This window comes from Thermobacillus composti KWC4, from assembly GCF_000227705.2.
GTDB lineage: Bacteria > Bacillota > Bacilli > Paenibacillales > Paenibacillaceae > Thermobacillus > Thermobacillus xylanilyticus.
Genome location: NC_019897.1, coordinates 2,594,979 through 2,609,750, shown reverse-complemented (window position 1 = coordinate 2,609,750; position 14,772 = coordinate 2,594,979). Strand labels below are relative to the sequence as shown.

Below are 14,772 nucleotides of genomic sequence, written 5' to 3'. Positions count from 1 at the left end.
GCGACACGGCTTCCGGCCACATCAGCGGAACGGGGGTTTTTTTCTTTGCGGGGGTTTTTTTGGCAGTCGTCCGGCATCCGGATCCGCATCCGCCCGAGCCGCAGTTGACGGGGCAAGCCTCCGGGGTCATAATGTAAACTAACGTACCGCACGGGCAGACCGCGGCGCACGGAAGAAAGGGACGATTCATGGGCATCGAGTCGCTGATCGAGAAAGCTTCGACCTACATGAAAGAATCGGATATCGCGAAGATCCGGGATGCTTATCAGTTCGCCGCCGAGGCGCACAAGGGACAGGTCCGCAAATCGGGCGAGCCGTACATCGAGCACCCGGTCGCCGTGGCCGAGATTCTCGTCAACATGCAGATGGACGTCACGTCTGCCGTGGCTGCGCTTCTCCACGATGTTGTCGAGGATACGAACGTGACGCTGGACGATCTGCGCGAACGGTTTGGCGAGACGCTGGCGATGCTGGTCGACGGCCTGACAAAACTGGAGCGCATCCAGTTCCGCTCGAAGGAAGAGCAGCAGAACGAGAACTACCGCAAAATGTTCGTCGCGATGGCGCAGGATATCCGGGTCATCCTGATCAAGCTGGCGGACCGGCTGCACAATATGCGCACGCTCAAGTTCCAGTCCGAGGAGGCGCAGCGCCGGATCGCGCACGAGACGCTGGAGATTTACTGCCCGATCGCGCATCGCCTCGGGATGTCGGCCATCAAGTGGGAGATGGAAGACATCGCGCTCCGCTATCTGAATCCGCAGCAATATTACCGGATCGCCAACCTGATGCAGAAGAAGCGGGCCGAGCGCGAGCAGTACATCGCCGACGTCATCGAACGGATCCGCGAAAAGCTTGCGGAGATGGGCATCCAGGGCGACATTTCCGGCCGGCCGAAGCACATCTACAGCATTTACAAGAAAATGACCGAGAAAAACAAGCAGTTCAACGAGATCTACGACCTGCTTGCGATCCGCATCATCGTCGACAACCTGAAGGACTGCTACGCCACGCTCGGCATCATTCATACATTGTGGCGGCCGATGCCCGGCCGGTTCAAGGACTACATCGCCATGCCGAAGGCGAACATGTACCAGTCGCTCCATACGACCGTCATCGGCCCGAACGGCGAGCCGCTCGAAGTGCAGATCCGCACCTGGGAAATGCACCGGACGAGCGAATACGGCATCGCGGCCCACTGGGCTTACAAGGAAGGACAGACGAATCCGAACGCCGGCTTCGGCGAGAAGGTGAAATGGTTCCGCGAAATTCTGGATCTGCAGAACGAGGCGCGCGACGCCGCGGAATTCATGGAATCGCTGAAGATGGATTTCTTCTCCGATCTCGTCTTCGTCTTCTCTCCGAAGGGCGAAGTGTTCGAACTGCCGGCCGGATCGGTGCCGCTCGACTTCGCTTACCGCGTGCATACCGAAGTCGGCAACCGGACGATCGGGGCGAAGGTGAACGGCCGGATCGTGCCGCTCGACCACAAGCTGAAAACGGGCGACATCGTCGAGATTCTGACGTCGAAGCATTCGTACGGTCCGAGCCAGGACTGGCTGAAGATCGCCCAGTCGTCCCATGCGCGCAGCAAGATCAAGCAGTGGTTCAAGAAGGAGAAGCGCGAGGAGAACGTCCAGCGCGGCCGCGAGGCGATCGAGCGCGAGCTGAAGCGGCTCGGCCTCGAGCCGTCCGAATGGATGCAGGAAGACAAGCTGCAGCCGGTCGCGGCGAAATTCGCGTTCAACGACATCGAGGACATGCTGTCCGCCGTCGGCTTCGGCGGCATCACGGCGGCGCAGATCGTCACCCGTCTGACGGAGAAACTGCGCCGCGAGGCGGAAGAAGCGAATCAGATCGAGCTGTCGACCGAGGTGAAGGAAGTGAGGCCCCCCGCGTCCGCGGCGGTCGGTCAGCGGAGGCGATCGGCCCAGGGCATCCGGGTCAAAGGCGTCGACAACCTGCTCGTCCGGTTTGCGCGCTGCTGCAACCCGGTGCCGGGCGACGAGATCGTCGGGTACATCACGCGCGGCCGCGGCGTATCGGTCCACCGGTCGAACTGCAACAACCTGCCCTCGCAGGAGAACGGCGAAGAGGCGGCGCGCGTCATCGAGGTGGAATGGGAGCAGTCGGTCGACGCGAACTACGCGGTCGACATCGAGATCCGCGGCCATGACCGCAAGGGGTTGCTGAACGAGGTGCTGTCCGTCGTGGCGGAGAGCAAGACGAACATCGCGGCCGTGTCGGGCCGCTCGGACAAGAACAAGCTGGCGCTGATTCATATGACCATTCTGATCCGCAACATCGAGCATCTGCAGTCCGTGGTGGACAAAATCAAGCGGGTGCGCGACATTTTTTCCGTGCAGCGGATCATGCAGTGACCGTTACGAAAGGCTGGAGCAAAAGGCATGAGAATTGTGGTGCAGCGCGTCTCTTCCGCATCCGTCGCCGTCGGCGGCGAGACCGTCGGCGAGATCGGCCGGGGGCTTCTGCTGCTCGTCGGCGTGACGCATGACGATACGGAAGCGGACGCGAAATGGATGGCGGACAAGATCGCGGGCCTCCGCATTTTCGAGGATGATGCCGGGAAGATGAATCTTTCCGTCCTCGATACCGGGGGAAGCATCTTGTCCGTCTCGCAGTTCACGCTGTACGGCGATTGCCGCAAGGGCAAGCGTCCGAACTTCATGGAGGCCGCAAGGCCCGAACAGGCCGAGCCGCTCTACGAGATGCTGAACGCGTATCTGCGGGAGCAGGGGCTCGCCGTCGAGACCGGACGGTTCGGCGCCATGATGGAGGTTCGTCTCGTCAATGACGGACCGGTGACGCTCATATTGGACACCCGGGACCGGGTGCGCTGAAGACGGCGGGCGGAAGACGCGCCGTCGTGCGGGGCGCCGGGTGCGCCGGGTTAAACTGCCGCCGGACGGGCCATACTAGCGGACACGGGCTGCTGGCAAGCCACGTTCTGAGGAAGGAGCTGGGCGGCAGTGCGGCAATCGCCGACGCAATGGCAGATGGCGCGCGCCTCTGCCATGCTGCCGGGCGCGGAACGGCGGGAAGCGGCCGCCGTGCTCGGCCAGGAGGACGGGATCCACGGGCGGCATCCGGACATCCGGACGGCGCCCGTCCGCGGAAGGAGCGGAGCGGCGGAACCCTGACGCGGCGGATCCATGAGGGGAGAGCGGAATGCGGATACACATTCGAATCGAAGAGATGGCGTTTGAGCGGTCGCTGGCGAACATCGCGGCGCTGTTCGACGAGGATGCGGCCGTCACGGCCGGCCCGGGTGACGCGGCGGACGCGGAATGGACGATCGCCGTGGGCGTTGAAGATCTGGACGGCGGCGTGCGGGCCCGGGCCGTTCTGACGGAAGCGGGAGGCGGTGCTCCGATCGAGGCGGAGCAGGTTCGCGCGGTGCCGGACGGCGCATCGAACGAAGAGCGCCGGGCCGTCCGCCGGCAGGCGGCGGGAGCCGCGCTGCTGGACGCGCTCGAGCGCCGCACGGGGATCGTGCAGCCGTGGGGCATCCTGACCGGCGTGCGGCCCACGAAGCTGCTGCACGACCGGAACCTGCGCGGGATCAGCCGCGAGGAGACCCGGCGGGAACTGCGCGATCTGTATCGGATCAACGACGGAAAGATCGCGCTCATGGAGCGGATCGTGGACCGGCAGCTCGCCGTCATTCCCGATCTGTATCATCTGGGCCACGAAGTCAGCCTGTACATCGGCATACCGTTCTGTCCGACGAAATGCGCCTACTGCACGTTTCCCGCTTACGACATTAACGGTCGGCAGGGGTCGGTGGACGGTTTTCTTTACGGGCTGCATGAAGAGATGCGGGCGATCGGCGATTGGCTGAAACGGAGCGGCGTGGGCGTCACGACGATCTACTACGGCGGCGGCACGCCGACCAGCATCTCCGCGGAGGAGATGGACGCGCTCTACGCGCTGATGTACGACGCAATTCCGGGCATCGACCGGGTGCGGGAGATCACCGTCGAGGCGGGCCGGCCGGACACGATTACGCCGGAGAAGCTCGAGGTGCTGCGAAAGTGGAAGATCGGCCGGATCAGCATCAACCCGCAGTCGTACACGCAGGCGACGCTCGACCGGATCGGCCGCTGGCACACCGTCGAGGAGACAATCGAGAAGTTCCAGCTGGCGCGGAAGCACGGCATGAACAACATCAACATGGATTTGATCATCGGTCTGCCGGGCGAAGGACCGGAGGAATTCGCGTATTCGCTGGCCGAGACGGAGAAGCTGATGCCGGAGTCGCTGACAGTGCACACGCTTTCGTTCAAGCGGGCGTCGGAAATGACGCGGCACAAGGGAGACGGCAAGTACCGCGTCGCGGGCCGGGAAGACATTGTGCAGATGACGGCGATGGCGATGGAGTGGACCGAGGCGCACGGGTATGTCCCGTACTATTTGTACCGGCAGAAAAACATCCTCGGCAACCAGGAGAACGTCGGGTACGCGAAGCCGGGCGCGGAGAGCCTCTACAACATCCTGATGATGGAGGAAATGCAGTCGATCATCGGCATCGGCTGCGGCGCGACGAGCAAGTTCATCGATCCGGTGACGGGCGAGATTACGCGGCATGCGAATCCGAAGGAGCCGAAGGCGTACATCGAATCCTGGGAGCGCGCCGCGGAGACGAAGATCGAAGCGCTGGACCGGGTGTTCCGCGCCGGAGCGGCGTCGGTTTGACCCGCGGCTTCCGCGCCGCGTCCGCTGCTTTGCTGCTTTGTAATACAATTGTAATCTTTTTCACATATTCCTTTAACCTTGCGCGCCTATAATGAGACTTGACCCCCTTTATTGATAGAGCAACCCTTTCAGCCTGCAACGCTGTTGCAGGCTTCTTTCTTTTTGTCGGGCGCGAATCCGGAAGGCGGAAGCGGGTGCGGGGCGGGATCGCGGCTTTGTAATCGTGGGCACGGGCTCGGCTTGGGATCGTGGGGCACGGGGCTCGGTATCGTTTGTCCGCTTTGTCCGACCGGAGCGGCTAACGAAATGGAGTGTCGTTAAATAGTTGCGCAGGTGGCTTATTTTGACATAACAGCACGAAATGCCGTTAATTGGTCCCGCAGGCATACTCGGGCGAGCAATAACGGCACCAGATGCCGTTATTGGCCGACATCGGGCGTGCGCGGCGGTTGCTCCGTTCAAATAACGGCACTTGGTGCCGTTAACAGGCCGTGTCGACATGCCCTCGCAACCATTAACGGCTCGAAATGCCGTTAATGGCCGGCGCTCGGTTGACAGGGGAAAACGCGCATATTACAATTAGGAGCAATGATCTCTGACATGACCAGAATCGATGACGGGAAAGAGTAATCCGGAACCGCATCCGCAGAGAGGGCGGCCGTCGGCTGCAAGCCGCCTGTTGACGACCGGATGAAAGACCTCCCCGAGATTTCCGTGCGAACGGCCCGTGCATCCGTGCAGCGGCGCCCAGTAGTGCGGAACGCGGCCGGGCGTTAACCGGAGGCAACGAGCAAGTGCGATCTGCGGGTTCGGCGAGCCATGCGGCGCATTGAGCGCGCATGGGCAGCGGGAATGCAGGCATGCGCACGCACTTGGAAACTGGGTGGCACCACGGGAGCGGAGGCTCTCGTCCCTGACGGGACGGGGGCCTTTTTTTGATGGACGGGGAGCCTGGACAATCGATCTTGAAATCAGTACTGACAGACGGGGTGATCCTATGGCATTTCAACGGCCGCCGGGAACGCAGGACATTCTGCCCGGCAGCGCGGCGATCTGGCAGCGCGTCGAGGAAGCGGCGCGCAATCTGTGCCGCCGGTTTAACTACCGCGAAATCCGCACGCCGATCTTCGAGATGACCGAACTGTTCCGGCGGGGCGTCGGCGAGACGACCGATATCGTCGAGAAAGAGATGTACACCTTCGAAGACCGCGGCGGACGGAGCGTGACGCTGCGGCCGGAAGGGACGGCCGGCGTCGTGCGCGCCTATGTCGAGAACAAGCTGTACGGCGAGCCGGACCCGGCGAAGCTGTACTACATCGGTCCGATGTTCCGCTATGAGCGGGCGCAGGCGGGGCGATACCGCCAGTTCCACCAGTTCGGCGTAGAAGCGATCGGGTCCGTCGATCCGGCGCTGGACGCGGAAGTGATCGCGCTCGGCGCGATGTTCTACCGCGAGATCGGCCTGTCCGGAGTGCGCGTCGAGATCAACTCCGTCGGCACGCCGGCCGTCCGCGCGGCGTTCCGCGGCAGACTGCTCGAATTCCTCGAGCCGCTCAAGGACCAGCTCTGCGAAGACTGCCGCAAGCGGATGGAACGCAACCCGCTGCGCGTGCTCGACTGCAAGGTCGACCAGGACAAGTTCGGCGGGGCGCCGTCGATCCTCGACAGTCTGGACGAGGAGTGCCGGACGCATTTCGAGAAGGTGCAGCAGTTCCTCACGGCCATGGACATTCCCTTCGCGATCAATCACCGGCTCGTCCGCGGCCTCGACTACTACACGCACACCGCCTTCGAGTACAAAGCGGAAGGGATCGGCGCAATCGACACGATCGGCGGCGGCGGTCGTTACAATGGCCTCGTGCGGGAGATCGGCGGTCCCGACCAGCCGGGCGTCGGCCTCGGCATCGGGCTGGAGCGGACCGTGCTGCTGCTCGAGCAGCAGCAGGAAGCGGCCGGTGAGACGATCGATGTCTATCTCATCGGGCTCGGCGAAGCGGCGGAGCGGGAGACGGTCCGGCTGCTGCACGCGCTGCGCCAGGCGGGGCTCAAGGCGGAGCGCGACTACGCCGGCCGCAAGATGAAGGCGCAGCTCAAGGCGGCGGACCGGCTGAACGCGCGGTTCGCGGCCATCCTCGGCGACGACGAGCTGGCGCGCGGCGAGATCACGCTGAAGGAAATGGCGAGCGGCGACCAGCGCTTCGTGAAGCTTGACGAGCTGGCGGCAGCGATTCGCGAACAAGGGTAAGTCCGACCGTCGCAAGACGGGTCAACCCATCAAAAACAAGCAAAGGGAGTCGAAGAAAAATGACGCTCAGAACCCATCAATGCGGCACGCTGACGAAAGCGGACGTTGGCAAAGAGGTGACGCTCAGCGGCTGGGTGCAGCGCTACCGCGACCTCGGCGGCGTCCTGTTCATCGACCTGCGCGACCGGACCGGCATCGTGCAGATCGTGTTCAACCCCGCTTTCTCGAAGGAAGCGCATGAAATCGCCGACCGCGCGCGCAGCGAGTATGTGCTCACCGTGCGGGGCGAAGTGGTGCACCGCGATCCCGAGACGTACAACCCGAACATTCCGACGGGCGAGATCGAGGTGCGCGTGAAGCACGTCGAAATTTTGAACCCGGCGAAGACGCCGCCGTTCCCGATCGAGGACGGCATCGACGTCGACGAATCGGTGCGGCTGAAATACCGCTATCTCGACCTGCGCCGGCCGGAAATGCAGAAGACGCTGATGCTCCGTTCGAAAGCGGCCAAGGTGTTCCGCGATTTTCTGGACGAGAACGGCTTCATCGAGATCGAGACGCCGATCCTGACGAAGAGCACGCCGGAAGGGGCGCGCGACTATCTCGTGCCGAGCCGTCTGCATCCGGAAGAATTCTACGCGCTGCCGCAGTCGCCGCAGATCTACAAGCAGCTGCTCATGGTCGGCGGGCTCGAGCGGTACTATCAGATCGCGCGCTGCTTCCGCGACGAGGACCTGCGTGCGGACCGTCAGCCGGAATTCACCCAGGTTGACATCGAGACGTCGTTCCTGTCGCGCGACGAGTTGCTCGAGATGATGGAGGAGCTGGTCGTCAAGCTGTTCAAGGAGACGATCGGCGTCGATATCCCGCGTCCGTTCCAGCGCCTCTCCTATCAGGAGGCGATGGACAAATACGGCTCCGACAAGCCGGATCTCCGCTTCGGCCTCGAGATCGTCGACATTACGGACATTGCGAAGGGCAGCGACGTGCAGGTGTTCGCTTCAGTGGCCGCGCAGGGCGGCGTCGTCCGGGTGCTGAACGCGAAGGGCTGCGCGAACTGGAGCCGCAAGGAGCTCGACGATCTGAAGCCGTTCGCCGAACGCTACGGCGGCAAGGGGCTGGCCTGGGTCACGGTGAAGGATGGCGAATGGCGCGGTCCGATCGTGAAATTTTTCAAACCGGAAGAAATCGCGGCGCTCACGGAGCGGCTCGGCGTGGAGGAAGGGGACCTGCTCCTGTTCTCCGCCGACAAGAAGAAGATCGTCTGCGACGTGCTCGGCAATCTGCGCCTGAAGGTCGGCCGGCAGCTCGGCCTGATCGACGATTCCGTGTTCAAATTCGCCTGGATCGTCGATTTCCCGCTGCTCTCGTGGGATGAGGAAGCGAAGCGTTACGTGGCGGAGCACCATCCGTTCACGCGGCCGAGGGACGAGGATCTGCATCTGTTCGACAGCGATCCCGGCGCGATCCGCGCGCAAGCCTACGACCTCGTGTTGAACGGCTATGAAGTCGGCGGCGGTTCGATGCGGATCTACAAGCGGGACGTGCAGGAGAAAATGTTCAAGGCGCTCGGCTTCACGATGGAGCAGGCGCGCGAGAAGTTCGGCTTCCTGCTCGACGCGTTCGAATACGGTACGCCGCCGCACGGCGGCATCGCGTTCGGCTTCGACCGGCTGATTATGCTGCTGGCGGGCCGGACGAACCTGCGCGAGACGATCGCGTTTCCGAAGACGGCGAACGCTTCCGATCCGATGATGGACGCGCCGTCGCGCGTCGAGCGCGAGCAGCTTGCGGAGCTGCACATCCGCACGGTGCCGAAGCCGGGCGCGAAGCCGCAACAGCCGCAGCAATCCGGGCAGCAGCAAGAGCTGCAGCCGCAGGCCGAGTAAGGGAGGACGTCGCAGAATATGCTTCACCAATTTTCCCGCACCGAACTGGCTATCGGACCGGAAGGGCTCGAGGTGATGAAGCGGAGCACGGTCGCCGTGCTCGGCATCGGCGGCGTCGGATCGATCGCTGCCGAGGCGCTGGCCCGCACGGGTGTCGGCCGGGTCATCATGATTGACAAGGACGTCGTCGACATCACGAACGTGAACCGTCAGGTGCACGCCCTGACGACAACGATCGGGCAGCCGAAGGCCGAGCTGATGCGCGACCGGATCAAGCAGATCAATCCGGAGTGCGACGCGATTGCGCTGCGGATGTTCTACACGGAAGAGACGAGCGAGGAACTGTTCAAGTACGATCTCGATTACGTGCTGGACTGCTCGGACACGATCACCTACAAGATCCTGCTGATCAAGGAGTGCCTGAAGCGGAACATTCCGATCATCTCGAGCATGGGCGCGGCGAACCGGATGGATCCGACGAAGTTCCAGGTTGCGGACATCTCGAAAACCCACATGGACCCGATGGCGCGCGTCATCCGCACGAAACTGCGGGAAGCCGGCATCCGCAAAGGCGTCAAGGTCGTCTTCTCGACCGAGCCGCCGATCAAGCCGCGCCGCGACGTGACGGAGAAGATTGTGCCGGAGAACGCGCCGAACATCCGCAAGGCGCAGCAGCCGCCGGCGAGCAATGCCTTCGTTCCGCCGGTTGCCGGACTCATCATGGTCAGCGTCGCCGTGCGCGACCTGCTCGCCGCCGGCGGCGTGCGGGTCTAGAACCATACAAGCCAATCGGCCGCCAGGCTTCCGCGCCGGCGGCCGATCTTTTTTTGCTTGCGACGTCAAATGCCCTCCTTCGCTTCCGCAACCAGCTCAACAGGCGTCGCCCACGGCGGCCAGCACCGGCGGCAGCTTGATGTTGTACTTTTCCGGATGCGCCACCACATCCCGCACGTCCATGACGACAGGGATGACATCGTCTCCTTTGTAGAACGTTTTCGGTCCGAGTGGGGTCATCGGGGGATGGTACAAAATCTTGATCGCGCGGCAGAACAGCGGCTCGAGCAGCGTGACGAACCAGCGAATGCCGTGCTCCCTGGCGACCAGGACGGCGGCCGCCACGAGATCGTCGACATATTTGCCGCGGTGTTCCGGAAGCGCCGCGTACTTGTCGATCTCCGCCACCTGCCGGCGATCACTGACAAGTTCCGGCATCCGGCTCATGTCCGCGACCGTTTCGAAGGCGCTGACCCCCGGCAGGAACGGCTTGAATTCGGCGGTGCCGACGGGCTGGCCTTCGGGCGTCAGGACGAGCCAGCGCTCCAGCACGGACGGCGAAAATTCGAAATCATATCCCTTCTCTCGCCATGCGGTCATCCAGATGAAGTTGTAGTACGCCAGATCCTGTTCCGTCGTGACGCGCTTGAGCATGAGGTTATCTCCTTTAATTTCATTTAGTGACATTAATTTACTTAATTTACTTGCAACAACATTCTATCAAATCCGTTCAGCGCACCAAATCAAACCATAAGCCTATTTCCCGTGGTTCAAGAGGACGAGGATAAATCGAAATCCGCCGTCGAACTCTGTCAATTTAATGCAAGCGAAGTTGATTATTGGCCTTCATCCGGCGAAAAAGTGACCCGCGGGCGGCACGGTGGCGAACGCATGTGCGAATATGCTATCATCAACATAAGCGAGGGTGGGATGACGGACATGGATTTGTTCACCTATCAAGACGAGCAAACGCCACGCGCCCGGCTGCTTGCGGATCGGATGCGTCCCGAGACGCTGGACGAATATGTCGGGCAAGAACATATTCTCGGTCCCGGCAAGCTGCTGCGCAGGGCGATCGAGGCCGACCAGGTGACATCGATTCTGCTGTACGGCCCGCCGGGCTGCGGCAAGACGACGCTCGCCCACATCATCTCGAAGCGGACGCAGGGCGAGTTCGTCCGGCTGAACGCCGTGGATGCGTCGGTCAAGGACGTGCGGGACGTCATCGACCGGGCGCGGGAAGTGAAAGTGCTGTACGGGAAGAAGACGATCCTGTTCCTCGACGAGGTGCACCGGTTCAACACGGCCCGCCAGGACGCGCTGCTGCCCGCGGTGGAGCAGGGCATCATCGTGTTCATCGGTGCGACGACCGAGAATCCGTTCCACCATGTGAACGGCGCGCTGCTCTCGCGTTCGACGCTGTTCCGCCTCGAACCGCTGACGACGGAGCATGTGATGACGGCGCTGCGCCGCGCGCTGGCCGACCGCGAGCGCGGGCTCGGGTTCATGAAGCTTCAGGTCGACGAAGAAGCGCTGGAGCACATCGCGCGGATGGCCGGCGGCGACATCCGCCGGGCGCTGAACGCGCTCGAGCTGGCGGCGGTCACGACTTCGTCCCGGCAGGACGGCACCGTGCACATCACGCTGGACGTGGCGGAAGAGTCGATCCGCCAGCCGACGGTGAAGGCGGATCCTTCGACGCAGTACGACGTTCTCTCGGCGTTCCACAAGAGCATCCGCGGGTCGAGCGACGCCGCCCTGTTCTGGTTCCTGTACGCGGTGGAGAAGCTCGGCATGGATCCGATGGTGTTTCTGCGCCGGCTGATCGTGGCGTGCAGCGAGGACATCGGCCTGGCCAATCCGCAGGCGATGGTGCAGGCGGTGACGGCGATGGACGCCTACCACAAGATCGGCTGGCCGGAGGCGAAATACAACATCGCGCAGGCGATTCTGTTCGCGGTCGAAAGTCCGAAGTCGAACGCGACTGCCGTGGCCATCGGCCGCGTCATGAACGCGATCGAATCGGCCGGGGCGATGGAGGTGCCGCTGCACCTGCGCGACGCGCACTACAAGGGGGCGGAGAAGCTCGGGCACGTCGGCTACAAATACCCGCACGACTACCCGGGGCATTATGTCGAGCAACAGTATCTGCCTGATCGGTTGGGCGGCAAAATTTTCTATGAAGCGACAACCCAGGGGATGGAGGAAAAAATTCACATCAACCAGCAGAAAAGGCGCAAATCGGGCAGATCGTGACCTGACGGCTGAAAATGGTCAATTCCGCCCGGCAAAGGTTCATAAAGGTCAACCTTAACCGAATAAGGATAACTAAAGCGCGGTCACAGACATTTGACGCGCGGAGGCAGTATGGCATAAACTTTTGATATAAGGATTCTTTATAAATAGGCTGTCGCAGGACGCCATCATTTTTCAGAGGAGGTGCACCTGTCCCGCACGGCTTCCGCCCGGCGGAACGGCGGGGATCAGGGAATCGGTGGGCAGTGACCCGTTACCCATATGGCTAAGTCTTTTGCTGGTCGTATTCCTGGTGTTCATGAACGGCTTCTTCGTGGCGGCGGAGTTCGCGATGGTGAAAGTCCGCGGCAGCAGGATCGACACGCTCGTGCAGGAAGGACACAAGCGCGCCAAGCTGGCCGAGAATCTGACCAACAATCTGGACGCCTATTTGTCCGCGTGCCAGCTCGGGATTACGCTTGCGTCGCTGGGTCTCGGCTGGATCGGCGAGCCGGCGGTGGCCGATTTGCTGGAGCCGGTTCTGCACGCGGCGGGCATTGAGAACGACGTTATTTTGCATACGATTTCATTCGCGATCGCGTTCTCATTGATCACGTTCCTGCATATCGTGCTGGGCGAACTGGCGCCGAAGACGCTGGCCATCCGCAAGGCGGAGGGCGTCACGCTGTGGACGGCGGGGCCGATGATCGCGTTCCACAAGCTGATGTACCCGTTCATCTGGTTCCTGAACGGTACCGCGAACCGCATGCTGCGCCTGATCGGCATCGCCCCGGCATCGGAGCACGAGTCGGCGCACACGGAGGAAGAGATCCGGATTCTGATGAAGGAGTCCCACAAGAGCGGTCTGATCGACAACACCGAACTGACGCTCGTGGATAACATCTTCGAATTCGCGGAGACGACGGCCCGGGAGATCATGATTCCGCGCACCGAAATGAACGTCCTGTACGCGAACCTGTCGTTCGAAGAGAACAAGGCGATCGCGCTGCAGGAAATGCACACCCGGTATCCGGTCTGCGAGAACGACAAGGACAACATTATCGGTTTTGTCCATATCAAGGACATCCTGCGGGCTGACGGGAACAAGCCGCAGAGCATCCGGGAGATTCTGCGTCCGATTACGACCGTGCCGGAATCGATGCAGATCAGCCAATTGCTCAAATTGATGCAGAAGAAGAAGACGCAGATTGCGATTCTGATTGACGAGTACGGCGGAACGTCGGGACTTGTCACGCTTGAGGACATCATGGAGGAGATCGTCGGCGAGATTCAGGACGAGTTCGACGAGGAGCGGCCGGACATCGAGCGCAAGGACGAGACGACGTACTCGATCAACGGGCTTCTGCTCATCGAGGAAGTGAACAGCTTCTTCAACCTCGACATCGAGTCCGACGACTACGATACGATCGGCGGATGGATCTATTCGCAGATCGAGATTCCGCCGAAGCGCGGCCAAGGCGTATTCTACAAGGACACGCACAAGTTCGTGATCGAAGAGACGGATCATCTGCGTATCTCGCGCATCACCGTCCGGATCATCCGGGACAACGAGAACAGCGAGGGACTGCTGTCGGCCGAGAAGACGGGCTGATGCGGCTCCCGCGTCAACAAGGAAACCTCCGGAACTGCGCCGCCCGGCGCATGCCCGGAGGTTTCCGTGCTTTGCGGACTGCTTCTGCGGATCATCGGACGGCGTCGGGGGCCAAAGCCGCCGGATCGTTCTTGTGCACGCGCTCGATCGTGCCGCCGCCGAGGCATTCATCGCCGTCGTAGAAGACGACGGCCTGGCCGGGCGTGACCGCGCGCTGCGGCGCGTCGAAGACGACTTCGGCGGTGCCGTCCTCAAACAGCATCACCGTGACGCCCTGGTCCGGCTGGCGGTAGCGGAATTTCGCCGTGCAGTGGAACGGTCCCTCCGGCCTGTGCGGCGGAATCCAGTTCACGCCGCTCGCCGTCAGCCCGTTCGAGTACAGGGCGGGATGCCGGTCGCCCTGTACGACGAGCAGCTCGTTGCGCTCCAGATCCTTGTCCGCGACGAACCAGGGCTCGCCCGTGCCCGTTCCGCCGATCCCGAGCCCCTGCCGCTGGCCGAGCGTGTAGTACATCAGGCCGTCATGCCGGCCCATGACCTTGCCGGTGGCCAGGTCGACGATGTGGCCCGGCCGGGCAGGCAGATAGTTGCTGAGGAATTCCCTGAAATTGCGCTCGCCGATGAAGCAGATGCCGGTGCTGTCCTTCTTGCCGGCCGTGGCCAGTCCGGCTTCGGCCGCAATTCGCCGCACTTCGGGCTTCGTCAGGTGGCCGATCGGAAACATGGCCTTCTCGAGCTGCCGCTGGCTCAGCGCGTGCAGGAAGTAGGTCTGGTCCTTGTTCGGATCGGCGCCGCGCATAAGGCGCACGCTCCCGCCGGTCCGGTCAATCTGCGCGTAGTGGCCCGTCGCCAGGAAGTCTGCGCCAAGCTCGAGCGCCTTCTCCAGAAACTCGCCGAACTTGATCTCGCGGTTGCACATGACGTCGGGATTCGGCGTCCGGCCGCGCTCGTATTCCGCGAGGAAATACGCGAATACTTTATCGTAATAAGGTTTCTCGAAATTGACCGTGTACATCGGAATGCCGATCTGGCTGCAGACGCGCCGCACGTCTTCCGCGTCCTCGTCTGCCGTGCAGCGGCCGAATTCGTCCGTGTCGTCCCAGTTCTTCATGAATACGCCGACGACGTCGTAGCCCTGCCGCTTGAGCAGCAGCGCGGCGACGGAGGAGTCGACGCCGCCCGACATGCCGACGACGACGCGCGTCCTGGATGGATCTTTCGTCATCATTCGTATCACCGCCTATTTGCACATTGTAACACAAATGCGAAAATATTTTCACCGTTCCTGCTGCAATCTGGAA

11 protein-coding genes are annotated in these 14,772 nt (G+C 62.2%); 9 read left to right on the top strand and 2 right to left on the bottom strand.

The window, feature by feature from the left end:
* Positions 1–188 precede the first annotated feature (188 nt).
* The 7 genes from THECO_RS12205 (at position 189) to THECO_RS12180 (ending at position 9,624) form a co-directional block, all read left to right on the top strand.
* On the top strand, positions 189–2,381 hold the full coding sequence (locus THECO_RS12205; protein ID WP_015255353.1) for a RelA/SpoT family protein: 2,193 nt from the start codon (positions 189–191) through the stop codon (positions 2,379–2,381).
* Positions 2,382–2,408: 27 nt separating this feature from the next.
* Positions 2,409–2,861, top strand: coding sequence for a D-aminoacyl-tRNA deacylase (gene dtd / locus THECO_RS12200; protein WP_015255352.1), 453 nt, complete (start codon positions 2,409–2,411; stop codon positions 2,859–2,861).
* A gap of 129 nt (positions 2,862–2,990) precedes the next feature.
* Positions 2,991–3,161, top strand: coding sequence for a hypothetical protein (locus THECO_RS21715; RefSeq protein WP_015255351.1), 171 nt, complete (start codon positions 2,991–2,993; stop codon positions 3,159–3,161).
* A gap of 28 nt (positions 3,162–3,189) precedes the next feature.
* Positions 3,190–4,716, top strand: coding sequence for a coproporphyrinogen III oxidase (locus THECO_RS12195; RefSeq protein ID WP_015255350.1), 1,527 nt, complete (start codon positions 3,190–3,192; stop codon positions 4,714–4,716).
* 997 nt (positions 4,717–5,713) lie between these two features.
* Complete coding sequence (gene hisS, locus THECO_RS12190; protein ID WP_015255349.1) at positions 5,714–6,961, top strand: histidine--tRNA ligase; 1,248 nt, start codon at positions 5,714–5,716, stop codon at positions 6,959–6,961.
* Positions 6,962–7,020: 59 nt separating this feature from the next.
* On the top strand, positions 7,021–8,850 hold the full coding sequence (gene aspS, locus THECO_RS12185) for an aspartate--tRNA ligase (RefSeq protein ID WP_015255348.1): 1,830 nt from the start codon (positions 7,021–7,023) through the stop codon (positions 8,848–8,850).
* 18 nt (positions 8,851–8,868) lie between these two features.
* Positions 8,869–9,624 carry a tRNA threonylcarbamoyladenosine dehydratase gene (locus THECO_RS12180; protein ID WP_015255347.1) on the top strand — a complete coding sequence of 252 codons (756 nt, stop codon included), beginning with the start codon at positions 8,869–8,871 and terminating at the stop codon, positions 9,622–9,624.
* A gap of 96 nt (positions 9,625–9,720) precedes the next feature.
* On the opposite strand, the gene THECO_RS12175 is transcribed toward THECO_RS12180, so the two are convergent.
* Positions 9,721–10,278 (bottom strand): hypothetical protein, encoded by a 558-nt coding sequence (locus THECO_RS12175; RefSeq protein WP_015255346.1) that lies wholly within the window; start codon positions 10,276–10,278, stop codon positions 9,721–9,723.
* Positions 10,279–10,563: 285 nt separating this feature from the next.
* On the opposite strand from THECO_RS12175, the gene THECO_RS12170 reads away from it, so the two are divergent.
* Both THECO_RS12170 and THECO_RS12165 read left to right on the top strand, forming a co-directional pair.
* On the top strand, positions 10,564–11,880 hold the full coding sequence (locus THECO_RS12170; protein WP_041853896.1) for a replication-associated recombination protein A: 1,317 nt from the start codon (positions 10,564–10,566) through the stop codon (positions 11,878–11,880).
* 238 nt (positions 11,881–12,118) lie between these two features.
* Complete coding sequence (locus tag THECO_RS12165) at positions 12,119–13,471, top strand: hemolysin family protein (RefSeq protein WP_015255344.1); 1,353 nt, start codon at positions 12,119–12,121, stop codon at positions 13,469–13,471.
* Between the two features lie 91 nt (positions 13,472–13,562).
* Here the strand turns inward: THECO_RS12165 and mnmA are convergent, their stop codons facing one another.
* Positions 13,563–14,699 carry a tRNA 2-thiouridine(34) synthase MnmA gene (gene mnmA, locus THECO_RS12160; protein ID WP_015255343.1) on the bottom strand — a complete coding sequence of 379 codons (1,137 nt, stop codon included), beginning with the start codon at positions 14,697–14,699 and terminating at the stop codon, positions 13,563–13,565.
* Positions 14,700–14,772: the final 73 nt, after the last annotated feature.

Excerpts from the sequence above, each read along its gene's own strand:
- THECO_RS12205 (WP_015255353.1), top strand. The coding sequence starts at position 189 with ATGGGCATCGAGTCGCTGATCGAGAAAGCTTCGACCTACATGAAAGAA.
- dtd (WP_015255352.1), top strand. The coding sequence starts at position 2,409 with ATGAGAATTGTGGTGCAGCGCGTCTCTTCCGCATCCGTCGCCGTCGGC.
- THECO_RS12195 (WP_015255350.1), top strand. The coding sequence starts at position 3,190 with ATGCGGATACACATTCGAATCGAAGAGATGGCGTTTGAGCGGTCGCTG.
- hisS (WP_015255349.1), top strand. The coding sequence starts at position 5,714 with ATGGCATTTCAACGGCCGCCGGGAACGCAGGACATTCTGCCCGGCAGC.
- aspS (WP_015255348.1), top strand. The coding sequence starts at position 7,021 with ATGACGCTCAGAACCCATCAATGCGGCACGCTGACGAAAGCGGACGTT.
- THECO_RS12180 (WP_015255347.1), top strand. The coding sequence starts at position 8,869 with ATGCTTCACCAATTTTCCCGCACCGAACTGGCTATCGGACCGGAAGGG.
- THECO_RS12175 (WP_015255346.1), bottom strand. The coding sequence starts at position 10,278 with ATGCTCAAGCGCGTCACGACGGAACAGGATCTGGCGTACTACAACTTC.
- THECO_RS12170 (WP_041853896.1), top strand. The coding sequence starts at position 10,564 with ATGGATTTGTTCACCTATCAAGACGAGCAAACGCCACGCGCCCGGCTG.
- mnmA (WP_015255343.1), bottom strand. The coding sequence starts at position 14,699 with ATGATGACGAAAGATCCATCCAGGACGCGCGTCGTCGTCGGCATGTCG.